This is a genomic window from Arthrobacter sp. NPDC058097, from assembly GCF_042884885.1.
Classification (GTDB): domain Bacteria; phylum Actinomycetota; class Actinomycetes; order Actinomycetales; family Micrococcaceae; genus Arthrobacter.
Map to the genome: position 1 here is coordinate 122,465 of NZ_JBHVSZ010000012.1, position 22,625 is coordinate 145,089.

18 protein-coding genes are annotated in these 22,625 nt (G+C 66.8%); 17 read left to right on the top strand and 1 reads right to left on the bottom strand.

All coding sequences use genetic code 11. From position 1 onward, the window contains the following. Window positions 1-8 precede the first annotated feature (8 nt). On the top strand, window positions 9-599 hold the full coding sequence (locus tag ACFVTE_RS19680; RefSeq protein WP_387103314.1) for a hypothetical protein: 591 nt from the start codon (window positions 9-11) through the stop codon (window positions 597-599). Between the two features lie 106 nt (window positions 600-705). After that, window positions 706-945 (top strand): hypothetical protein, encoded by a 240-nt coding sequence (locus tag ACFVTE_RS19685; protein ID WP_387103315.1) that lies wholly within the window; start codon window positions 706-708, stop codon window positions 943-945. A gap of 17 nt (window positions 946-962) precedes the next feature. On the opposite strand, the gene ACFVTE_RS19690 is transcribed toward ACFVTE_RS19685, so the two are convergent. Further along, on the bottom strand, window positions 963-3,509 hold the full coding sequence (locus tag ACFVTE_RS19690) for a DEAD/DEAH box helicase (RefSeq protein ID WP_387103317.1): 2,547 nt from the start codon (window positions 3,507-3,509) through the stop codon (window positions 963-965). 103 nt (window positions 3,510-3,612) lie between these two features. On the opposite strand from ACFVTE_RS19690, the gene ACFVTE_RS19695 reads away from it, so the two are divergent. The 15 genes from ACFVTE_RS19695 to tpiA all read left to right on the top strand — a co-directional run bounded on the left by ACFVTE_RS19695 (window position 3,613) and on the right by tpiA (window position 22,603). Continuing rightward, window positions 3,613-4,386 carry a trans-aconitate 2-methyltransferase gene (locus ACFVTE_RS19695; RefSeq protein ID WP_387103318.1) on the top strand — a complete coding sequence of 258 codons (774 nt, stop codon included), beginning with the start codon at window positions 3,613-3,615 and terminating at the stop codon, window positions 4,384-4,386. A gap of 121 nt (window positions 4,387-4,507) precedes the next feature. Next, entirely contained in the window at window positions 4,508-6,301 is a 1,794-nt protein-coding gene (locus ACFVTE_RS19700) for an ABC transporter ATP-binding protein (RefSeq protein WP_387103320.1), read from the top strand. Between the two features lie 13 nt (window positions 6,302-6,314). Then, complete coding sequence (locus ACFVTE_RS19705; protein WP_387103323.1) at window positions 6,315-8,174, top strand: ABC transporter ATP-binding protein; 1,860 nt, start codon at window positions 6,315-6,317, stop codon at window positions 8,172-8,174. Next, window positions 8,171-8,551, top strand: a complete 381-nt coding sequence (locus ACFVTE_RS19710) for a GntR family transcriptional regulator (RefSeq protein ID WP_387103325.1) — start codon at window positions 8,171-8,173, stop codon at window positions 8,549-8,551. The genes ACFVTE_RS19705 and ACFVTE_RS19710 overlap by 4 nt, the downstream gene beginning before the upstream one ends. A 60-nt stretch (window positions 8,552-8,611) precedes the next feature. Next, window positions 8,612-11,536: an excinuclease ABC subunit UvrA gene (gene uvrA / locus ACFVTE_RS19715; RefSeq protein ID WP_387103327.1), complete on the top strand. Its 2,925-nt coding sequence runs from the start codon at window positions 8,612-8,614 to the stop codon at window positions 11,534-11,536. A 295-nt stretch (window positions 11,537-11,831) separates the two neighbouring features. Next, window positions 11,832-12,548: an HAD hydrolase-like protein gene (locus ACFVTE_RS19720; RefSeq protein WP_387103329.1), complete on the top strand. Its 717-nt coding sequence runs from the start codon at window positions 11,832-11,834 to the stop codon at window positions 12,546-12,548. After that, window positions 12,535-13,203 carry a lysophospholipid acyltransferase family protein gene (locus ACFVTE_RS19725; protein WP_387103332.1) on the top strand — a complete coding sequence of 223 codons (669 nt, stop codon included), beginning with the start codon at window positions 12,535-12,537 and terminating at the stop codon, window positions 13,201-13,203. The genes ACFVTE_RS19720 and ACFVTE_RS19725 overlap by 14 nt, the downstream gene beginning before the upstream one ends. A 104-nt stretch (window positions 13,204-13,307) precedes the next feature. Further along, window positions 13,308-15,377: an excinuclease ABC subunit UvrC gene (gene uvrC / locus ACFVTE_RS19730; RefSeq protein WP_387103335.1), complete on the top strand. Its 2,070-nt coding sequence runs from the start codon at window positions 13,308-13,310 to the stop codon at window positions 15,375-15,377. A gap of 122 nt (window positions 15,378-15,499) precedes the next feature. Further along, the gene (rapZ, locus tag ACFVTE_RS19735) at window positions 15,500-16,423 is read left to right on the top strand and encodes an RNase adapter RapZ (protein WP_236803292.1); all 924 of its coding nucleotides are present in this window, start codon (window positions 15,500-15,502) and stop codon (window positions 16,421-16,423) included. After that, window positions 16,423-17,436, top strand: coding sequence for a uridine diphosphate-N-acetylglucosamine-binding protein YvcK (yvcK, locus tag ACFVTE_RS19740; protein ID WP_387103337.1), 1,014 nt, complete (start codon window positions 16,423-16,425; stop codon window positions 17,434-17,436). Before rapZ ends, yvcK begins: the two co-directional genes overlap by 1 nt. A 10-nt stretch (window positions 17,437-17,446) precedes the next feature. Then, complete coding sequence (gene whiA / locus ACFVTE_RS19745; RefSeq protein ID WP_003805560.1) at window positions 17,447-18,427, top strand: DNA-binding protein WhiA; 981 nt, start codon at window positions 17,447-17,449, stop codon at window positions 18,425-18,427. Between the two features lie 133 nt (window positions 18,428-18,560). Further along, the gene (locus ACFVTE_RS19750; RefSeq protein ID WP_076803204.1) at window positions 18,561-19,184 is read left to right on the top strand and encodes a superoxide dismutase; all 624 of its coding nucleotides are present in this window, start codon (window positions 18,561-18,563) and stop codon (window positions 19,182-19,184) included. Window positions 19,185-19,444: 260 nt separating this feature from the next. Then, window positions 19,445-20,455, top strand: coding sequence for a type I glyceraldehyde-3-phosphate dehydrogenase (gap, locus tag ACFVTE_RS19755; RefSeq protein WP_003805562.1), 1,011 nt, complete (start codon window positions 19,445-19,447; stop codon window positions 20,453-20,455). Between the two features lie 10 nt (window positions 20,456-20,465). Continuing rightward, complete coding sequence (locus ACFVTE_RS19760) at window positions 20,466-21,692, top strand: phosphoglycerate kinase (protein ID WP_387103342.1); 1,227 nt, start codon at window positions 20,466-20,468, stop codon at window positions 21,690-21,692. A gap of 95 nt (window positions 21,693-21,787) precedes the next feature. Further along, on the top strand, window positions 21,788-22,603 hold the full coding sequence (gene tpiA / locus ACFVTE_RS19765; protein ID WP_387103344.1) for a triose-phosphate isomerase: 816 nt from the start codon (window positions 21,788-21,790) through the stop codon (window positions 22,601-22,603). Window positions 22,604-22,625 lie beyond the last annotated feature (22 nt).

Genomic DNA, 22,625 nt, shown 5'->3' on the forward strand with positions numbered 1-22,625 from the left:
CCAGGCCCATGGAAGCGCCGTCTTCCATCGCCGGAACCCGCCCGTTGCTGACCACGGCCACCGCCAAGCATCAGGAACCGGTACCGACGGTGGTTAGTCAGATGCATGAGATGACGACAGGCAGCAGCATGCCGCCCCCAGTGCAGACCCATCCCGCAGCGAACGTGCAGGCGGGCGTCACTGTCTACTTCCTGGGCGGCGGGCAGGATCTGCTCTATGTTGAGGTCGACGGGCAGTGGGTGGAATACGTAAAGTCCGCCCCGCCGTCGGGGACAGCGGTGCCGGCGGCCCCGGCGCCCCGCACCCCGGCGGGTCCGCACGATAACCCGCCCGGACCAGTCCACTGGGCCGGCTACACCTGCCACAGCCCGGACGAGATCACCCGGGAACGGAAGCCACGGATCTACTACGACCCCGCCACCAGGCCGGATCTGTTGTTCACCGGGAACGGGACAGCGCCCGCCCTTCCCTTGCCGGTCCTGGAGTTTGCCGGGCCCCTGGAGGACCCGGAACCATGGCTCGATCCCGAATCGGGTGACCGGTTCTCGTCCGGCCAGGCGAGCCTGGTCCTGAAACTGCTGAGGTTCGCCCCGCGTTAGCCGTTTACGGCCCTGGTGTTTGGTAATACACTGCTCGTTCACACGGAGGTTTCAGTTTGTCGAAATAGCCTGAATGGGTAAGCCAGCCGCAGCTTAGGAGAACGCAATGGCCGATGACGCAAGCACCATGGAGTTCGTCGGGCGGGTCGCGATGAAGTGGCTCGAGGATTTTGCGGACCATCCCAAGCGGGGCAGCTATATGGAGGCCGTGGCCGACCTGAGCACGCTGATCCTGGGTGGCGCCATTGACGCCGCGGCACTGGTTGCCGGGGAGGACTCCGGAGTCATTGGCTCCGGAACCATCGGCCGCCAGGACGCGCTCGACGATGAGGCCCAGGCCGGCTAGCAGCGCCCCGCCGGCCGCTAGAGCCGGTTCACTCCGGTCACCCGGACCACAGCCGTGCCGGTCTCGTCCGAGGCGGCAAGGTCCACCTCCGCAGAAATCCCCCAGTCGTGGTTGCCCGCCGGGTCGTCGAAGATCTGCCGGACCTTCCAGACGCCGGGCTCCTCGGTGATGATGAGCAGCCCGGGGCCGCGGGCGTCAGGGCCGGTGCCGATGTCGTCGTGCTCGTCGAAGTAGTCGTCCAGGACGTCTTCCCAGCGGTCCGCATCCCAGCCGGCATCGCCGTCGAGTTCGCCCAAAGCTGTGGCATCCTCGTCGGCAAAGAGCTCGACGCGCCGGAACATTTCGTTGCGGACCATGACCCGGAACGCCCGGATGTTGGACGTGAGCGACGGCGGCGGGGGAGGGGGTGCGTCGTGGGGCGTCGGGGCGGCCCCGGAGGTCAGTTCCTCCCACTCGTCCAGCAGGCTGGAGTCCACCTGCCGCACCAGCTCGCCGAGCCAGGCGATCAGGTCCTCGAGGTCCTCGCGCAGCGCATCCTGCGGCACGGTCTGCCGGAGCGCCTTGAAGCCGTCCGCCAGGTACCGCAGCACGATGCCCTCGGAGCGGGCAAGGCTGTAGAACTGCACGAACTCGCCGAAGTTCATCGCGCGCTCGTACATGTCGCGGATGACCGACTTGGGGGCAAGTTCAAAGTCGCCTACCCACGGCGCTGCCTTGCGGTACACCTCGAACGCCTCGCCGAGGATTTCCGCGAGCGGCTGGGGATAGGTGACGTCGTCGAGCATGGCCATCCGCTGCTCATACTCGATGCCGTCGGCCTTCATGGCGGCCACGGCCTCGCCGCGTGCCTTCTTCTGCTGCGCGGAGAGGATCTGCCGCGGTTTCTCCAGCGTCGCCTCAATGACGGAGACCACGTCGACGGCGTAGGACGGGGATTCGGGATCCATCAGGTCCAGCGCGGCCAGGGCAAACGGGGACAGAGGCTGGTTCAGGGCGAAGTTCGGCTGCAGGTGGACAGTCAAGCGCACCGTGCGGCCGTCGGGCCCCTGCTCCGCGGCCGGAATGCGCTCCACAACCTCGGCCGCGAGCAGCTCCCGATAGATCCCGAGGGCCTTCTTCATGAGCCGCAGCTGGGAAGGACGGCTTTCGTGGTTCTCGGTGAGGAGGCGCCTGGCGGCGGCAAACGGGTCGCCCGGACGCTCCATGAGGTTCATGAGCATCGCGTGGGTCACGGTGAAGCTGGAGCTCAGCGGCTCCGGGACGGACTCCACCAGGCGGTTGTACGTGGGCTGGCCCCAGGACACAAACCCCTCCGGCGGCTTTTTCTTCACCACCTGGCGCAGCTTCCGCTGGTCATCGCCGAACTTCGCGGTGGCCTTGGCCATGGCCTTGACGTTCTCCACCACGTGTTCGGGGGCCTGGACCACCACGGTGCCGGCCGTGTCATAGCCGGCCCGGCCGGCCCTGCCGGCAATCTGGTGGAACTCACGGGAGTTGAGCAGGCGGGTGCGTACGCCGTCGTACTTGCTCAGTGCGGTGAGCACGACGGTACGGATGGGCACGTTGATGCCCACGCCCAGCGTGTCCGTGCCGCAGATGACCTTGAGCAGGCCGGCCTGGGCCAGCTGCTCCACGAGCCGGCGGTACTTGGGCAGCATGCCCGCGTGGTGCACGCCGATGCCGTGCCGGACCAGGCGGTTCAGCGTCTTGCCGAAGCCCGCCGCGAAGCGGAAGTTCGCGATCAGTTCGGCGATTTTGTCCTTCTCCTCGCGTGTGCACACGTTGATGCTCATGAGCGTCTGGGCGCGCTCAATCGCTTCCGCCTGGCTGAAGTGCACCACGTACACCGGCACCTCCCTGGTGCCCAGCAGCTCTTCGAGGGTCTCGTGGACCGGTGTCTCGCGGTAGTAGTAGTGCAGCGGAATCGGGCGCTCGGCCGAGCTGACGGTGGTGGTGGGCCGTCCCGTGAGTTCGGTGATGCCGGCTTCGAAGCGGCTGACGTCGCCCAGCGTGGCGGACATCAGGAGGAACTGTGCCTGCGGAAGTTCCAGCAGCGGAACCTGCCACGCCCAGCCGCGCTGCGGATCGGAGTAGAAATGGAACTCGTCCATAATGACGGACCCCAGCTCGGCAGCGGAGCCTTCGCGCAGGGCGGTGTTGGCCAGGATCTCGGCCGTGCAGCAGATGATCGGCGCGTCCTGGTTCACCCCGGAGTCACCGGTGATCATGCCGACATTTTCCGCACCGAAGATCTCGCAGAGGGCAAAGAACTTTTCGGACACCAGGGCCTTGATGGGCGCGGTGTAGTAACTACGCTCGCCGCGGGCCATCGCCTGGAAGTGCGCTGCGATGGCAACGAGGGATTTGCCGGATCCGGTGGGGGTCGCGAGGATCACGTTGGCGCCGGAAGCCAGTTCCATGATGGCCTCGTCCTGGGCCGGGTAAAGCTGCAGGCCACGGCTTTCGGTCCACTCCACGAAGCGCTCGTACAGCGTGTCCGGGTCCGCGCCGGTTCCGGTGGCGATCCGTGCGGACGGGGCGGGGAGCTGTTCAACGAGTTTCATTGCCTTCCAGCTTAGTGCCAGCGCGTCCCGCAACGCTTTCAGGCCGGCCCGGCGCTAGGCTCGCTCTGCCAGCACAAACCATCAACAGGCAACCGGAGGCCATGTGTGGGATCCCGCCAGATACGTCCAGTTCGGTGACTACAGGCAGCGTCCGTTTTTTGACCTGACCGGCCGCGTCCTCGCCGACGCCCCGCGGGAGGTGGTGGACCTGGGCTGCGGCCCCGGCAACCTGACCGCCACGCTCGCGGCGCGCTGGCCTGACGCGCGGGTGGTGGGCCTGGACTCCTCCGCAGAGATGCTGGCCACCGCCGAACAGCACCGGCAGTCCGCTTCGGGGCTGGAGTTCAGCCTCGGTGACATCGCCTCCTGGCAGCCGTCCGCCGACACCGATGTGGTGGTGACCAACGCGGCGCTGCAGTGGGTCCCGGGGCACCCCGAACTGCTGGCCGGCTGGCTGGCGGCGCTGAAGCCGGGCGCGTGGTTCGCCCTCCAGGTGCCGGGCAACTTCACTTCCGCGTCCCACACGCTGATGCGCGACGTCGCCGAGTCGCCCAGGTGGGCCGGAAAACTCGCCGGCGTGCTGCGGCACGACGAGGCGATTGCCGCGCCTGCACGGTACCTGGAGATCATGCTCGACGCCGGGTGCGCGGCGGACGCGTGGGAAACCACCTACCAGCAGGTGCTTTCCGGAGACAACCCGGTGCTGGACTGGGTGCGCGGCACCGGCCTGCGGCCGGTGCTGGCCGCGCTGGCGTCGGAGGACGCCGCCGAATTCGAGGCCGAATACGGCGCCCGGCTGACCGAGGCCTATCCGGCTACGGCGCACGGGACGGTGTACCCGTTCCGCAGGATCTTCGCGGTGGCACGCAAGCTTTAAGGCCGCTGCACCCGCCGCGAGGGCAATCTCCCGCGCGTCCCTGTGATCTGGCTTACAATGGCCAAGCGGCTATTGGGGGCCTGCCCGGGCTCCCGTACGCCTTGGCAATGGAGGAGGCGCCGTGCTGATTCGCTTAATGCTCCGCCTCCTCGGCGAGCACCGGGCCGCGGTCTGGGCGATCATCATGCTGCAGGTTCTGCAGACGGCGGGAAACCTGCTGCTGCCCACTCTGAATGCCAGCATCATCGACGACGGCATCCTGGCCAACCAGCCCGGAGTGATCCTGGGGCTTGGCGGCTGGATGCTGATCATCACGGCAGTGCAGGCCGCAGCCGCCCTGGGCGCCGGGTACCTCGGCGCCGGCGTCGCCATGAAGATCGGCCACCGGCTGCGGCGGGAGCTGTTCGACCAGGTGCAGGCGATGTCGTCGCAGGAAATCGGCACCTTCGGCACCCCCAGCCTCGTCACCAGGGCCACCAACGACGTCCAGCAAATCCAGACCTTTGCCGTCCTGGTCTTCACCATGCTTGCCGCGGCGCCCGTCATGGGCATCGGCGGAATCATCCTGGCCGTCCAGCAGAATGCGGTCCTGTCCTCCGTCGTGATCGTCATCGTCCCGGTGCTGGTCCTCATCATGTACCTGATCGTGCGGCGCCTCATTCCGCTCTACCGGCAGGGGCAGGCGCTCATCGACGGCATCACCCGGATCCTCCGCGAGCAGATCATCGGCGCCAACGTCATCCGCGGCTTCGTCCGGCAGAAGCACGAGGTTGCCCGTTTCGCGGAAGCCAACCGGCTGCTGACCCGAAACAACCTCCAGTCTGCGCTCCTGGTGGCCGGCATGCTGCCGATGATCATGATCGTGGTGAACCTCTCCTCCGTGGCTGTGGTCTGGTTTGGCGGGCACCTGATCAGCAGCGGCGCCATGGAGGTGGGCGCCCTGACCGCCTTCATCGCCTATATCCTGCAGATCCTGCTGGCCATCATGATGGCCATGTACGTATTCAGCACCGCACCTCGCGCGGCCGTCTGCGCGGAACGGATCCAGGACGTGCTGGATGTGACCCCGGCGGTGGCTGGACCTGCTGCGGCAGGGCCTGCCGGAGCGCGGCTTGCCGGGACGGCGCCGGTGAGGATACGGCCTGCCACCGCTGCTTCTGAGACCCGCGGCGGCGGGGGAGTGGAATTCAGCCACGTCTGGTTCGCCTACCCCGGGGCGGAGTCCCCGGTCCTGGCCGACATCTCTTTTTCTGCCCTCCCCGGCACCACCACGGCCATCATCGGCGCCACCGGCAGCGGCAAGACCACGCTGCTGAATCTCCTGCCGCGCTTCCTGAACGCCACCTCCGGTGAGGTCCGTCTAGGCGGCGCCGACGTCCGTACTCTGCCCGCCGACCGGCTGCGGCAACGGATTTCCGCAGTGCCGCAGCATTCTTACCTGTTTTCGGGCACCTTGGCGAGCAATCTGCGCATGGCTGCGCCGGAGGCCACCGACGACGAACTGTGGCATGCCCTGCGGCTGGCACAGGCCGAGGAATTCGTCCGCAAGCTCCCGGACGGCCTCCAGTCGGCCGTGGCCCAGGGCGGCGCGGGGCTTTCGGGCGGGCAGCGGCAGCGCATCTGCATCGCCCGCGCCATGCTCCGCGCCGCGGATCTGTACCTCTTCGACGACAGTTTTTCCGCCCTGGACTACGCCACCGAAGCCGCGGTCCGGCAGGCACTTGCGCCCGCGCTGGAATCAGCCACCGTGCTGATGGTGGCCGAACGCATTCCCGCCATCATGGGCGCGGACCGGATCCTGGTGCTGGAGGAGGGCCGGCTGGTGGCCCAGGGTACCCACGCCGAACTGCTCGGATCGTCGTCCACCTACCGCGAGACCGCCGAGTCCCAGCTGGCCCTGGACGAGCAGCCATGAGCAGCGGACCGCCATGAGTGGCACTCACGCAGCCAGACGCGCCAACAGCAGTTTCCTGCCGGCGGCCAAGCGCCTTCTGGGGCTGCTGCGCCCGTCCAAGGGCAGAATGGCTCTGGCAGTCGCGGCAACCTGCGGCTTCGCCGCCCTCAATGTGGCCGCCCCCAAGCTCCTCGGTGACGCCACCGACGTCGTCGTCGACGGTTTCATGCACGGCGCGCTCGACGCCGGGAAACTTGCCATGCTGCTCGGTGTGGTCTCGCTGATGTATGTCGGCACGTCCATCTTCAACTGGGTCCAGGGTGCGCTGACCGCCCAGGCGGTGCAGCGGCTGGTCTTCGGCCTCCGCGCCGCCGTCGAGGACAAACTGCACCGGCTGCCGTCGTCGCACTTCCACGAGCAGGCGCGTGGTGATGTCCTCAGCCGGGCCACCAACGACGTCGACAACATCACCCAGGCCCTCAACCAGGTGCTCACGCAGCTGATCATGTCCGTTCTGATGCTGTGCGGTTCACTGGCGATGATGCTGTGGATTTCGCCGCTGCTGGCGGCCATCGCGCTCGTGTCTGTGCCCGTCTCAACGCTGATAACGGTGTACATGGCGCGGCAGGCCCAGACCTATTTCGCCGCCCAGTGGGCCTCCACCGGGGAGCTGAACGCCCACGTCGAGGAATTCATCACCGGACACGAGGTGATCAAGGCGTTCGGGCAGCAGGACACGGCGTCGGCCATCTTCGGCCACGGCAACGACCGGCTGGCCCGCGCCAGCGCGCGCGCCCAGTTCGTTTCCGGAGCCGTGCAGCCGCTGATGGTCCTCGTCGCCAACATCAACTACGTGGCGGTGGCGGTCGTGGGCGCCCTGCAGGTGGCCGGCGGGGCCATGACGATCGGCGGCATCCAGGCGTTCATCCAGTTCAGCCGCCTGTTCACCCAGCCGATGGGGCAGATCGGCGGCATGCTCACCCTGATGCAGTCCTGCGCGGCCTCGGCTGAGCGGGTCTTCGAGCTGCTTGACGAGCCCGAGATCCCCCGCGAGGATGAGGCACCTGGCGGCCAGGAAAACCTGCGCGGCCGGATTGACTTCGAGGACGTCACCTTTGCGTACACGCCCGGGGCGCCGGCCGTCAGCGGGCTGTCCTTCTCCGTCCTGCCGGGCCAGACCGTGGCCATCGTGGGCCACACCGGCGCCGGCAAGACCACTGTGGTGAACCTCCTGATGCGCTTCTATGAACTTGATTCCGGGCGCATCACGATCGACGGCACGGACATTGCCACCGTGCCTGTGGACTCGCTGCGGTCCAACTTCGCCGTGGTCATGCAGGACGTCTGGCTGTTCAGCGGAACGGTCCGCGACAACATCGAGTACGGCTGGCCGGGCGCCGATGATGACCGGGTTTTGGCAGCTGCCGAGGCCAGCCACGTGGACCACTTTGTGCGGTCGCTGCCCGCCGGCTACGCCACCGTCCTGGGGGACGACGGCGATTCGCTGAGCCAGGGCCAAAGGCAACTGATCACCATCGCCCGGGCCCGGCTCGCCGACCGCAGCATCCTGATCCTGGACGAGGCAACCAGCTCCGTGGATACCCGGACCGAGGTGCAGATCAAGCTCGCGATGAACCGGCTGAGGCAGGGCAGGACGAGCTTCATCATTGCGCACAGGTTGTCCACGGTGCGCGACGCTGATCTAATTCTCGTCATGGATCACGGACGCATCGTTGAACAGGGGACGCACAGCAGCCTGCTGTCCGTGGACGGACATTACCGGCACCTGTATGAGGCCCAGTTCCGCGGGGTGGACCGCGAACTCGGCGCCATCCGCCGGCACCACGGCAGGCACGCCGCCGGCCAGCAGCGCTACCGGGAGTCCGGCCTGTGACCGCCGGCGACGCCTTCCCGGGACAGTGGAAGCCAAACACCGCCAGCTCCGTGGCCCTCTTTGAGCAGCTGCGGCTCCACGTGATCGAGCAGGCCGACCAGGGAAAGCTTGCGCCGGGCACGCGGCTGCCTGCGGTGCGGGCCCTCGCCGGAACCCTGGGCGTAGCACCCCACACCGTCGCGCGGGCGTACAAAGAACTCGAGGCCGCGGGCGTCGTCGCCACCAAGGGCCGCAACGGCACGGTGGTCTGCGCCCGGGACGAGCGCTGGGGTGCTTTGTCCGAGGCCGCAGCCGACTATGCCGCAGCCGCCAAATCGCAGGGCGCAACCTTCGCCCAGGCCGTCCACCTGCTGGCGGCCGCCTACGACGCCGAGTAGCGAAGGTGGCGTAGCACACCCGCGTGGATATTCGAAGAAGTTTTCGACTAGCATTAGTGGGTGCCTAAAGCCGTAGCTGAAGAAACCGCTGTTGCCCCCTCCGCCGTCGTCCCCCTGAGCCCCGCCAAACCGGCGCGCCCGGACCTGTCCCGGCTGGTGGTCAAGGGCGCCCGCGAGCACAACCTCCGCAACGTCGATCTCGACCTGCCGCGCGACGCCATGATCGTTTTCACGGGGCTGTCCGGTTCCGGAAAGTCATCCCTCGCCTTCGACACCATCTTCGCCGAAGGCCAGCGCCGCTACGTCGAATCGCTCTCCGCCTACGCCCGGCAGTTCCTAGGCCAGGTGGACAAGCCCGACGTCGACTTCATCGAGGGTCTGTCGCCTGCGGTCTCGATCGACCAGAAATCCACCAGCAAGAACCCGCGCTCCACCGTGGGCACCATCACCGAGATCTACGACTACATGCGTCTGCTGTGGGCACGTGTGGGCCGTCCGCACTGCCCGATCTGCGGCGAGCCCGTCATCAAGCAGACGCCCCAGCAGATCGTGGACCAGCTGCTCGAGCTGGAGGACGGCACCCGGTTCCAGATCCTCGCCCCGGTGGTGCGCGGCCGCAAGGGTGAATTCGTCGATCTCTTCAAGGAGCTGACGGCCAAGGGCTACTCCCGCGCCCGGGTCGACGGCGACCTCATCCAGCTGAGCGATCCACCCAAGCTGGGCAAGCAGTTCAAGCACACCATCGAGGTGGTGGTGGACCGGCTCGTGGTCAAGGAAGGCATCCGGCAGCGGCTGACCGACTCGATCGAGACGGCGCTCGGCCTCGCCGAGGGGCGGGTCCTGGCCGACTTTGTCGACCTCGAGGCCGACGACCCGCACCGCACACGTGCCTTCTCGGAAAACCTGGCCTGCCCCAACGAGCACCCGCTGGCCATCGACGAGATCGAGCCCCGCTCCTTCTCGTTCAACAACCCGTTCGGTGCCTGCTCGGCCTGCAGCGGCATCGGCACCCGGCTGGAAGTCGACGAGGAACTGATCATTCCCAACCCGGAGCTGGCGCTGGAGGACGGAGCCATCGCACCGTGGTCGCTCGGCACCGCCACCACCGAGTACTGGAACCGGCTGCTCGGCGGTCTCGCCAAGGAACTCGGTTTCTCCATGACCACGCCGTGGCAGGACCTTCCGTCCGACATCCGGCAGACTGTCCTCCACGGCAAGGACCACAAGGTTGTGGTGCAGTACCGCAACCGGTTCGGCCGGGAACGCAAGTACAGCACCGGCTTTGAGGGCGTGGTGCAGTACGTGCACCGCAAGCACACCGAAACCGAGTCTGACTACGCCCGGGACCGCTATGAGGAATACATGCGGCAGATCCCCTGCCCCGCCTGCGACGGCGCGCGGCTGAACCCGGCGTCGCTCTCGGTTCTCATCAACGGCAAGTCCATTGCCGACGTCGCGCGGCTGCCCATGCGCGAATGCGCGGCGTTCCTGGACAACCTCGTGCTGACCGGCCGTGAGGCGCAGATCGCCCACCAGGTCCTCAAGGAAATCCAGGCCCGCCTGACCTTCCTGCTGGACGTGGGCCTCGAGTACCTGAACCTGGAGCGCCCTTCCGGCACCCTTTCCGGCGGCGAGGCCCAGCGCATCCGGCTGGCCACCCAGATCGGCTCCGGCCTGGTGGGCGTCCTGTATGTCCTCGACGAGCCTTCCATCGGCCTGCACCAGCGGGACAACCGGCGCCTGATCGAAACCCTGACCCGGCTCCGGGACCTGGGCAACACCCTCATCGTGGTCGAACATGACGAGGACACCATCCACGAGGCCGACTGGATCGTGGACATCGGCCCGGGGGCCGGCGAGCACGGCGGAGAGGTGGTCCACTCCGGTTCCTACAAGGAACTCCTGGAGAACACGAAGTCCCTTACCGGCGACTACCTCTCCGGCAGGAAGAGCATCGACGTCCCCAAGAAGCGGCGCAAATACGACAAGAAGCGCGAGCTGAAGGTGGTGGGCGCCCGCGAGAACAACCTCGTCAACGTCGATGCCGCCTTCCCGCTGGGCCTGTTCACCGCGGTGACCGGCGTCAGCGGCTCCGGCAAGTCCACCCTGGTCAACGAGATCCTCTACAAGGTACTGGCCAACAAGCTTAACGGCGCCAAGCAGGTGGCCGGCCGCCACCGCACCGTCCAGGGCCTCGAGCACCTGGACAAGGTGGTGCACGTGGACCAAAGCCCGATCGGCCGCACCCCGCGCTCCAACCCGGCCACGTACACGGGCGTGTTCGACCACATCCGGAAGCTCTTCGCCGAGACCACCGAGGCCAAGGTCCGCGGCTACCTCCCCGGACGGTTCTCCTTCAACGTCAAGGGCGGCCGCTGCGAAGCCTGCTCCGGCGACGGCACGCTGAAGATCGAGATGAACTTCCTGCCGGACGTCTACGTGCCGTGCGAGGTCTGCCACGGTGCGCGCTACAACCGCGAGACCCTCGAGGTGCACTACAAGGGCAAGACGATCGCCGACGTGCTGAACATGCCCATCGAGGAGGGCGCCGAGTTCTTCGCCGCTTTCTCCCCGATTGCGCGCCACCTCAAGACGCTCGTGGACGTCGGACTCGGTTACGTCCGGCTCGGCCAGCCCGCCACCACGCTGTCCGGCGGCGAGGCCCAGCGCGTAAAGCTCGCGGCCGAACTGCAGAAGCGGTCCAACGGGCGCAGCGTCTACGTCCTGGACGAACCCACCACCGGGCTGCACTTCGAGGACATCCGGAAGCTGCTCATGGTGCTGCAGGGCCTCGTGGAGAAGGGCAACACGGTCATCACCATCGAGCACAACCTCGACGTCATCAAGAGCGCGGACTGGATCGTGGATCTTGGCCCGGACGGCGGCTCCGGCGGCGGCCGGATCGTCGCCACGGGTACGCCGGAGCAGGTCTCCAAGTCCTCGGAGAGCCACACGGCGAAGTTCCTGGCAGAAATCCTCAGCTAGGAACGCCTAAAGCAAGCACCGAGCCGCAACGCCCCGAACCACGGACACTGCGGCTCAGCAACACTCCGGCTCAGCAACACTCCAGCCCGCGATCGCACCAACGGCGCAACGGCGGCCCGCCAGACCAACTGGCGGGTCGCCGTCGTCCTCCGTCCTTGGAGTTTTTGTCCAGATAATGGCCGCTGAATGCCTCCGAAGTCGCGATACGTGGACAAAAACTCCTTCGTAGGGGCAGAAGTATTCCTCAGAGGGCATACGAGTTTGAGCAGGCGTGCCATCGTGAGAAACTAAGCCGGTGACTTCAACAACTGTGCCCGTGATCTTCGACCTGGACGGCACTCTTGTCGATCCGGCCGGTGGAATAACGGACGGAATAGCCACCGCCCTTCGGGAGCATGGCCTTCCCGTCCCCGGCCAGGACCTCCTCGATGCGATGGTGGGGCCCAAGCTGAGTGATTCCCTGCTGAATGTCGCGGCTGTGCCCCCGGCCATGCTGAAGGCGGTCATCCGCACCTACCGGATGCATTACCTGGACGTCGGCATTTCCCAGAGCCGACTGTACCCGGGCATTGTCGAGCTGCTGGACGAGTACGTGGAGGCTGGGCGGCCCGTAGCCGTCGCGACGCAAAAGCCGGAAGCCCTTGCCCACATCGTGCTGGAGCACCACAAGATCGCCCGCCAGTTCCTCGCCATCAAGGGGTCTGCCGCTGACGAGACCGCAGCAGCGGCCGGTCCGGTCGGCAAGGCCGGTATCATCGCGGCGGCCATGATGGCCCTCGGCACGCAGCACGCCATGATGGTGGGTGACCGGGCGCAGGATGTGGCCGGTGCGCTGGCCAACGGACTCGACTGCATCGGCGTCAGCTGGGGCTTTGCGCCCGACGGCGAACTGGAGGCGGCCGGGGCCGTGGCCGTGGTAGACGACGCCGACGGCCTGCGCAACAAAGTGGAAGAGCTGGAAAGCGTCCGTTCCGCAGCCCTGAGCGAGGTGCGCAACGATGGAGCTGTTTGACGGCGTCCGCTGGACCACGCGGACACTCATCGCCGGCAGCTGCCGGCCGACTGTCATCGGGCTGGAGAATGTGCCCAAGAGCGGGCCGTTCATTGTGGCGCCCAACCACCTCTCCTTTCTGGACAGCGTGATTGTCCAGGCCCTCATGCCCCGTCCGGTCGCATTCTTCGCCAAGGCGGAATACTTCACCACCAAGGGCTTCAAGGGCCGCGTGATGAAGTCCTTCTTCACCGCGGTTGGGTCCATTCCGGTCGAGCGCGGCGAGCAGGCCGCGAGCGTGCAGGCCCTCAAGACACTGCTGGACATCCTCGAGGACGGCAGGGGCATCGGCATCTACCCCGAGGGGACCCGGTCCCGCGACGGAATCCTCTACCGCGGCCGGACCGGCGTCGGCTGGCTGGCCCTCACCACCGGTGCGCCGGTGATTCCGGTGGGACTGATCGGCACGGAGAAGCTGCAGCCCGCGGGCCGCAACGCCGTCAAGCCCCAGCACTTCACCATGAAGGTGGGGGAGCCTCTCTACTTCGACAAGACCGGCCCGGACCATTCGCTTCCCGCCCGGCGCCAGGTGACCGACAAGATCATGGACGCCATCGCCGAGCTCAGCGGCCAACAGCGCTCAACCAGCTACAACCAGAGCAAGGTCATCGAGTAGGCGGGCTGCCTTCACGGCAGCCGGCGAGTCCCCCAAGGGTTACGGCCGGTCGCCCAGGCAGCCCGGCGGCAATCCGCAGCCCCTCAGCTCAGTAGACTGGAACCGTGGCAGATCCATCGAGTTACAGGCCCCAGACGGGTGAGATTCCGACCAATCCGGGTGTTTACAGGTTCAGGGATCCCCATGGGCGGGTTATCTACGTCGGGAAGGCCAAGAACCTCCGGTCGCGCCTGAATTCGTACTTCGCGAACCCGGCAGGGCTGCTGCCCAAGACCCACGCCATGGTGTACGCGGCCAGCAGCGTCGAGTGGACCGTGGTGGGCAGCGAGCTGGAATCCCTGCAGCTGGAATACACCTGGATCAAGGAATTCAAGCCGCGGTTCAACGTGGTTTTCCGGGACGACAAGACATACCCGTACCTCGCCGTCACCATGGGGGAGAAGCTGCCGCGCGTGCAGGTCATGCGCGGCGAGCGGCGGAAGGGCACCCGGTACTTCGGTCCCTACACGGCCGGTGCCATCCGGGAGACCATGGACACCCTGCTGCGGGTCTTCCCCGTGCGGAGCTGCAGCCCGGGCGTGCTGAAGCGTGCCCAAGCCAGTGGCCGGCCCTGCCTGCTGGGCTACATCGACAAGTGCTCGGCGCCCTGCGTCGGCCGGGTCACGCCTGAGGAACACCGCGCCCTGGCCGAGGACTTCTGCGCCTTCATGGGAGGCGAGGCGAAGCGGTTCATCTCACGGCTCGAAAAGGAGATGGGGGCCGCCGTCGCCGTCCTTGACTACGAGCGCGCCGCCCGGCTGCGTGACGACATCACCGCTCTCCGCAAGGTCTTCGAGCGGAACGCCGTGGTGCTCGCCGAAGACACCGATGCCGACGTTTTCGCCCTCCACGAGGACGAGCTCGAAGCGGCCGTCCAGGTGTTCCACGTCCGGGGAGGACGGGTGCGCGGCCAGCGCGGCTGGGTGGTCGAGAAGGTGGAGGACTTCACCACCCCCGACCTCGTCGAGCACCTCCTCCAGCAGGTCTACGGCGAGGACGCCGAGGTCCAGGGCAGGCTTCCCCGCGAGGTCCTCGTGCCTGTCGAGCCGAGCAACGCGCAGGACCTGGCTGTCTGGCTGGCCGGCATCCGCGGAGCCAAGGTGGACATCCGCGTTCCGCAGCGCGGCGACAAAGCCGCCCTCATGTCCACAGTCCGCGAGAACGCCGAGCATGCGCTCAAGCTGCACAAGACCCGCCGGGCCGGCGACCTGACCGTCCGCTCGCAGGCGCTGCAGGAACTCCAGGAAGCCCTGGAACTCCCCGTTCCGCTGCTGCGCATCGAATGCTACGACGTGTCCCACGTCCAGGGCACCAACGTGGTGGCGTCCATGGTGGTGGTGGAGGATGGCCTGCCCAAGAAGTCCGACTACCGGAAGTTCTCCATCACCGGGGCGGCGGCCACGGACGATACGGCTGCGATGCACGACGTCCTGACCCGGCGCTTCCGGCACTACCTCGTGGACAAGACGGCCCAGGTCGAGGCCGCCGAACTCGTCGCGGCGCCGACGGCTGGCGCCGCCGCCAACGGGACCAACGGGACCGTCTCCAACGGGACCAACAAGGCCACCGCCGCAGCCCTGGATGCCGCGCTGTCCGACACCACCACACCCGCCTCGCGCGCGAAATTCGCCTACCCGCCCAACCTCGTGGTGGTCGACGGCGGCAAGCCCCAGGTCAACGCGGCCGCCCGGGCCCTCGAATCGCTGGGCATCGACGACGTCTACGTGGTGGGGCTCGCCAAGCGCCTGGAGGAGGTCTGGCTGCCGGACAGCGACTTCCCGGTTATCCTGCCCCGCTCCTCACAGGGTCTCTACATGCTCCAGCGCATCCGCGATGAGGCCCACCGGTTCGCCATCTCGTTCCACCGGCAAAAGCGCGGCAAGGCGATGACTGTTTCGGCTCTCGACGGTGTGCCCGGCCTGGGCGATTCCAAGCGGAAGGCGCTGCTCGCCCACTTCGGTTCCGTCAAGAAGATCAAGGCGGCGACGGCGGAGGAACTCACCGCTGCCAGGGGGGTCGGCCCGGCGCTGGCCGCGGCCATCGTCACGCACTTCACTCCGGGCGGAGCCGGCGTCGATTCGGGCGACGCGGTTCCGGCGATCAACATGACCACGGGTGAAGTGCTGGAAACTTAGCCCGTGCCCGGAAACTTGGTTAGGGTAAGTACGGGAAATCGGCGTGTGCCGCAAACACTAGCGAACGGCTCCCGCGCGGCAACGGCGCGCGGGAAGCAACAGCAGGAATGAGGCTGGAATCAATGGCAGAGTCGACGGCGGAGTCCAGCACGGAAGAGGACGGCCTGACACCGGTCAAGCCCGCCGAAGCGGAACTGCTCATCGTGACCGGAATGTCTGGCGCAGGCCGCAGCACCGCCTCCGATGCGCTGGAGGACCACGGCTGGTACGTCGTCGAGAACCTTCCGCCGCAGATGCTGGGGACGCTCGCCGAACTCGTGTCCCACGCCCCGCAGTCCATCCCCAAGCTTGCCGTGGTGATGGACGTCCGCAGTAAGGCGCTGTTCGCCGATATCCGGGCGGCACTGCGGGCGCTTGAAGCCAGCGGTGTCACGTTCCGGGTGCTCTTCCTTGACGCGAGCGACGACGTCCTGGTCCGCCGCTTCGAACAGGGCCGGCGTCCGCACCCGCTGCAGGGCGGCGGCAGGATCCTGGACGGCATCGCCGCGGAGCGTGAACTCCTCAAGGAGCTGCGGGATTCCTCCGACCTCGTCCTGGACACCTCGTCCCTGAACGTGCACGGCCTCGCCACCGCCATCACTGAGCTGTTCACCGAGACCGGACCCATCGCGATCCGCCTGAACATCATGAGCTTCGGCTTCAAGTACGGCCTGCCCGTGGACGCCAACTACGTGGCCGACGTCCGGTTCATCCCGAACCCGCACTGGGTGCCCGCGCTGCGGCCGCACACCGGCCTTGACCAGGACGTCAGCGAGTATGTCCTCGGAGCCGAGGGTGTGCCGAACTTCGTGGAGCGCTACGTCCTTGCCCTGGAGCCTGTCCTGGAGGGCTACCGCCGGGAAAACAAGCACTACGCCACCATCGCCGTCGGCTGCACGGGGGGCAAGCACCGCTCGGTTGCGGTCGCCATGGAGCTCTCCAAACGGCTCGCGCAATATCCGCGGGTTACCGTGACCACAACGCACCGGGACCTGGGCCGCGAGTAATGGGTGTTCTTACCGGCCCGCTGCCCCTGATTCCGCCGGCCGGCCTGACCGGTTCCCAACAGGCCAAGGGGCCCACCGTCGTCGCGCTCGGCGGCGGCCACGGCCTTTCGGCTTCCCTCTCGGCGCTGCGCCTGCTGACATCCGAACTGACGGCGGTGGTCACCGTGGCGGACGACGGCGGGTCCTCCGGCCGTCTCCGTGAGGAGTACGGCGTCCTCCCGCCCGGTGACCTCCGGATGGCGCTGTCCGCCCTGTGCGATGACACCGACTGGGGCCGCACCTGGCGGGACGTCATGCAGCACCGCTTCCGGTCCGCCCGGGGCGGGGCCTCCCTGGATGAGCACGCCATGGGCAACCTGCTGATCGTCACCCTCTGGGAACTGCTCGGGGACGCCGTGGCCGGCCTGAAATGGGCCGGCGCCCTGCTCGGCGCCCGCGGACAGGTGCTCCCCATGTCCACCGTTCCGCTCACCATCCAGGGCGACGTCCGCGTGACGGCCCCGGACGGCAGCAGCACGGTCACCACCATCACGGGCCAGGCACGCTGCGCGGTGGCGGGCTCGCTGGAGAGTGTCCGGCTGCTGCCCGAGCAGGCTCCGGCCTGCGTTGAGGCCCTGACCGCCGTCGAACTGGCCGACTGGGTGGTGCTTGGCCCCGGCTCCTGGTACACGTCCGTGCTCCCGCACCTGCTGCTGCCGGAAATGCGGCAGGCGCTGTGCGATACGCCGGCCAAGCGCTGCCTCACCATGAACCTCGCCATGGACACCAAGGAAACGTCCGGCATGTCAGCCGCCGACCACCTTCACGTCCTGCGCGACTACGCCCCGGAGTTCAGCGCCGACGTGGTGCTCGCGGACCCGGCTTCGGTTTCGGACCTGGCCGAGTTTGAGCGGGCAGCGGGGATGATCGGCGCCGAGGTTGTCTTGGGTAGAGTAGGGGCTTCGGGCCGGCGACCGGTCCACGACCCCTTGCGGCTGGCCACGGCCTACCAGGATATTTTCGGGAACAGTTAGGAAAGGTGCCATGGCACTGACAGCATCAGTCAAGGAAGAACTCTCCCGCCTGGACATCAAGAAATCATCAGTCCGCAAGGCTGAGGTCTCGGCAATGCTCCGCTTCGCCGGAGGACTGCACATCATCTCGGGCCGGATCGTCATCGAGGCCGAAGTGGATCTTGCCTCCACCGCCCGGCGCCTGCGCGCCGCAATCGCCGAGGTCTACGGGCACCAGAGCGAGATCATTGTCGTATCCGGCAGCGGCCTGCGCCGCGGCAGCCGGTACGTCGTCCGCGTCGTCCGCGACGGCGAGGCGCTGGCCCGGCAGACCGGCCTCCTTGACGGCCGGGGACGGCCCGTGCGCGGGCTGCCGTCTGTCGTCGTCAACGGCTCGGCCGCCGACGCGGAAGCGGTGTGGCGCGGGGCCTTCCTGGCGCACGGTTCGCTCACCGAACCCGGCCGGTCCTCCTCCATGGAGGTGACCTGCCCCGGTCCGGAATCCGCCCTCGCACTGGTCGGCGCGGCGCGCCGGCTCGGAATCCAGGCCAAAGCCCGGGAGGTCAGGGGAGTGGACCGCGTGGTGATCCGCGACGGCGATACCATCGCCGCGCTGCTCACCCGGATGGGCGCCCACGACGCCCTCATGGTCTGGGAAGAGCGGCGCATGCGCAAGGAAGTACGGGCGACGGCGAACCGGCTCGCCAACTTTGACGACGCCAACCTCCGCCGCTCCGCCCAGGCCGCCGTCGCGGCCGGTGCCCGGGTGGACCGGGCCCTGGAAATCCTCGGCGACGACGTCCCGGACCACCTCAAGTACGCCGGTGAACTCAGGGTGGCCCACAAGCAGGCCAGCCTCGACGAACTTGGCCGGCTCGCCGATCCGCCCATGACCAAGGACGCCATCGCCGGGCGCATCCGCCGGCTGCTGGCCATGGCGGACAAACGGGCCTCCGATCTCGGCATCCCGGGCACGGATGCCAATGTGACGCCGGAAATGCTGGACGAGTAAACGGCGCCCATAGAATCAAGACCAGGTGGCGGCAGTTGCCGCCACCGGAGTTTTCCGGATGACCCGTCATCCGGGATGCACAATCCGAGAGTTAGCACAACCGGACAAACTGTCCACGACATTGGAGGATTTTGTGACCGAGTACGTTCTGCCCGAACTCAGCTACGACTACGCAGCGCTCGAGCCCCACATCTCTGCACGGATCATGGAGCTGCACCACAGCAAGCACCACGCCGCGTACGTGACGGGCGCCAACAACGCGCTGGCCCAGCTGGCCGAGGCACGCGAAAAGGGCGACTTCGCCAACATCAACCGCCTTTCCAAGGACCTGGCCTTCCACACCGGCGGCCACGTCAACCACTCCGTGTTCTGGAACAACCTCTCCCCGGACGGAGGCGACAAGCCCGAAGGTGAGCTCGCCGCAGCCATCGACGACGCCTTCGGCTCGTTCGACGCCTTCCGTGCACAGTTCTCCGCAGCCGCCCTCGGCCTGCAGGGTTCTGGCTGGGGTTTCCTGGCCTACGAGCCCATCGGCGGCAACCTCGTCATCGAGCAGCTCTACGACCAGCAGGGCAACGTCGCGCTGGGCACCACCCCGCTGCTGATGCTGGACATGTGGGAGCACGCCTTCTACCTGGACTACGTCAACGTCAAGGCCGACTACGTCAAGGCATTCTGGAACATCGTCAACTGGGCTGACGTGTCCGCCCGCTTCGCTGCGGCACGTGCCAATGCGACGGGCCTCATCACCCTCTAAGTGTGATTTGTCGTACACAATGCAGTAACAAACTTCACATTCGGCCAGTTTAGGGCTGAATTCCGGACGGTCCGCCCCCGCACTTGCGGGGGCGGACCTACTTAAACGTAAGATGGATCACGGAAGGCGGTTAGCCTTCAGCAATGAGGCTGGTCGCCCTCCTATCTGAAAAATATCTCTGCCCAATGGCGTGCGGGATCTGTTAGTTGGCTTGAACGCCCGCTTACTAGTTGTGCTTCCAAGGCACAAAGGAGACAAAAGTGACGACCCGTATTGGTATCAACGGCTTCGGCCGCATCGGCCGCAACTACTTCCGCGCAGCGCTTGCCCAGGGCGCGGATCTTGAGATCGTAGCCGTCAACGACCTCACCAGCCCCGAGGCGCTGGCCCACCTGCTCAAGTACGATTCCGTGGGCGGACGCCTGGCCGAAACCATCGAGGTCAAGGAAGGCAACCTCGTCGTGAACGGCAACGCCATCAAGGTCCTGGCCGAGCGCGACCCCGCCAACCTCCCGTGGAAGGACCTGGGCGTTGACATCGTCATCGAGTCCACCGGCTTCTTCACCAAGGCTGCTGCCGCCAAGAAGCACATCGAAGCCGGCGCCAAGAAGGTCCTGATCTCCGCCCCCGCCTCCGACGAGGACATCACAATCGTGATGGGCGTCAACGACGGCCTGTACGACCCCGAGAACCACCACATCATCTCCAACGCTTCCTGCACCACCAACTGCCTCGGCCCGCTGGCCAAGGTTGTGAACGACGCCTTCGGCATCGAGCGTGGCCTGATGACCACCGTGCACGCCTACACCGCAGACCAGAACCTGCAGGACGGCCCGCACAACGACCTCCGCCGTGCCCGCGCCGCCGCCATCAACATGGTCCCCACCTCCACGGGTGCGGCCAAGGCCATCGGCCTGGTCCTGCCGGAGCTCAAGGGCAAGCTGGACGGCTACGCCATCCGCGTACCGGTCCCCACCGGCTCCGCCACCGACCTCACCGTCACGGTCTCCCGCGAGACCACCGTCGAGGAAGTCAACGCCACGCTCAAGAAGGCTGCAGAGTCCGATGAGTGGCAGGGCATCCTGACCTACACGGACGCCCCGATCGTCTCCTCGGACATCGTCGGCGACCCCGCATCGTCCATCTTTGACTCCGGTTTGACCAAGGTCATTGGCAACCAGGTCAAGGTTGTTTCCTGGTATGACAACGAGTGGGGCTACTCCAACCGCCTCGTGGACCTCACGGAGCTTGTTGCGGCAAAGCTGGGCTAGGGTTAGCTACATGACATCTCACACCCTCAACGAACTGATCGCTGAAGGTGTCCGCGGGCGGTACATTCTGGTTCGAAGTGACCTGAATGTGCCGCTCGACGGCTCTACAGTGACTGACGACGGCCGTATCCGGGCCTCACTGCCAGTGCTGGGAAAGCTCACGGACGCCGGTGCCCGCGTGCTGGTAACAGCCCACCTTGGCCGCCCCAAGGGCGCCCCTGAAGACAAGTACTCGCTGAAGCCGGCAGTTGCCCGCCTGGCCGAGCTGGCTTCCTTCCCTGTCTCCCTCGCGGAGGACACGGTGGGACCCTCGGCGAAGGAGAAGGCGGCTGCGCTGCAGGACGGCCAGGTCCTGGTCCTCGAGAACGTGCGGTTCGACCCACGCGAGACCAGCAAGGACGAGTCCGAGCGCGGCGCGTTCGCCGACGAGCTGGTGGGACTCACCGGCGAAAACGGCGCCTTCGTGAACGACGCCTTCGGCGCTGTGCACCGCAAGCACGCCAGCGTGTACGACGTCGCCACCCGGCTGCCGTCGTACCTGGGCGACCTTGTGGCAACCGAAGTGGAGGTCCTCCGCAAGCTGACCACAGATACCCAGCGTCCCTACGTGGTGGTCCTCGGCGGCTCGAAGGTTTCTGACAAGCTCGCGGTCATCGACAACCTGCTCGGCAAGGCCGACACCATCCTGGTGGGCGGCGGCATGCTGTTCACGTTCCTCGCAGCCGAGGGCTACAAGGTGGCCGGCAGCCTGTTGGAAGAGGACCAGATCCCGATCGTCCAGGACTACCTCAAGCGCGCAGCCGACGCCGGCACGGAGTTCGTGATCCCCACGGACGTCGTGGTGGCAGCCAGGTTCGCCGCCGACGCCGACCATGAGACGGTCAGCGCCGACGCCATCGAAGGCAGCAGCTTCGGGGCGCAGGGCATCGGCCTGGACATCGGACCCGAGTCCGCCCGGGCGTTTGCGGAGCAGATCAAGGGCGCCAAGACGGTGTTCTGGAACGGCCCCATGGGCGTCTTCGAGTTCGAGCCATTCTCCGCGGGGACCCGGGCCATCGCCCAGGCGCTGACGGAGACGGACGCGTTCACCGTCGTCGGCGGCGGCGACTCCGCGGCTGCCGTGCGCACGCTCGGCTTCGCCGACGACCAGTTCGGACACATTTCCACCGGCGGCGGCGCCAGCCTGGAATACCTTGAAGGCAAGGAACTTCCCGGCCTGAGCGTTCTGGACCGCTAAAGACACACCAGCCGGCAGGGCACCTTCCGCACCGCGAAGGCGCCCTGCCGGCTGTTCACATGATCAGCAGATTGACCGGCACTATTGGAGAACACGTGACTACGTCAACCAACGGCACCTTTGACCGTACGCCTTTGATCGCAGGCAACTGGAAGATGAACATGGACCACGTCCAGGGCATCACCCTCCTGCAGAAGCTGGCCTGGACACTGTCCGACGCCAAGCACGATTACAGCCGTGTGGAAGTGGCCGTCTTCCCGCCCTTCACCGACCTCCGCGGTGTGCAGACCCTCGTCCAGGGCGACGAACTGGACATCGTCTACGGCGGCCAGGACCTGTCGCAGTTCGATTCCGGCGCCTACACCGGGGACATCTCCGGCCAGTTCCTGAACAAGCTCGGCTGCAAGTACGTCCTCGTGGGCCACAGCGAACGCCGGACTATCCATGGTGAGTCTGACGAAGTCCTGAACGCCAAGGTCAAGGCGGCCTACCGCCACAATGTCATCTCCATCCTGTGCGTCGGGGAGGGCCTGGAGATCCGCCAGGCCGGCACCCACGTGCAGCACACGCTGGACCAGCTCCGCGCCGACGTCGAAGGCCTCACCGCCGAGCAGGCGGCAGAGCTCGTCGTCGCCTATGAGCCCGTCTGGGCCATTGGCACCGGTGAGGTTGCCGGCCCGGAGGACGCCCAGGAAATGTGCGCCGCGATCCGTGCCGAACTCACCGAACTGTTCGACGCCGACGTGGCTGCCAAGGCCCGCCTGCTGTACGGCGGTTCGGTCAAGGCCAGCAACGCTGCCGCCATCCTCAAGGAGCGCGACGTCGACGGCGTCCTGGTGGGCGGCGCCAGCCTTGATCCCGCTGAGTTTGCTAATATTGTCAAGTTCGAGAGCCACCTCGTAACGGGCTAGTCCGGTACCGGCACGCTCCCGC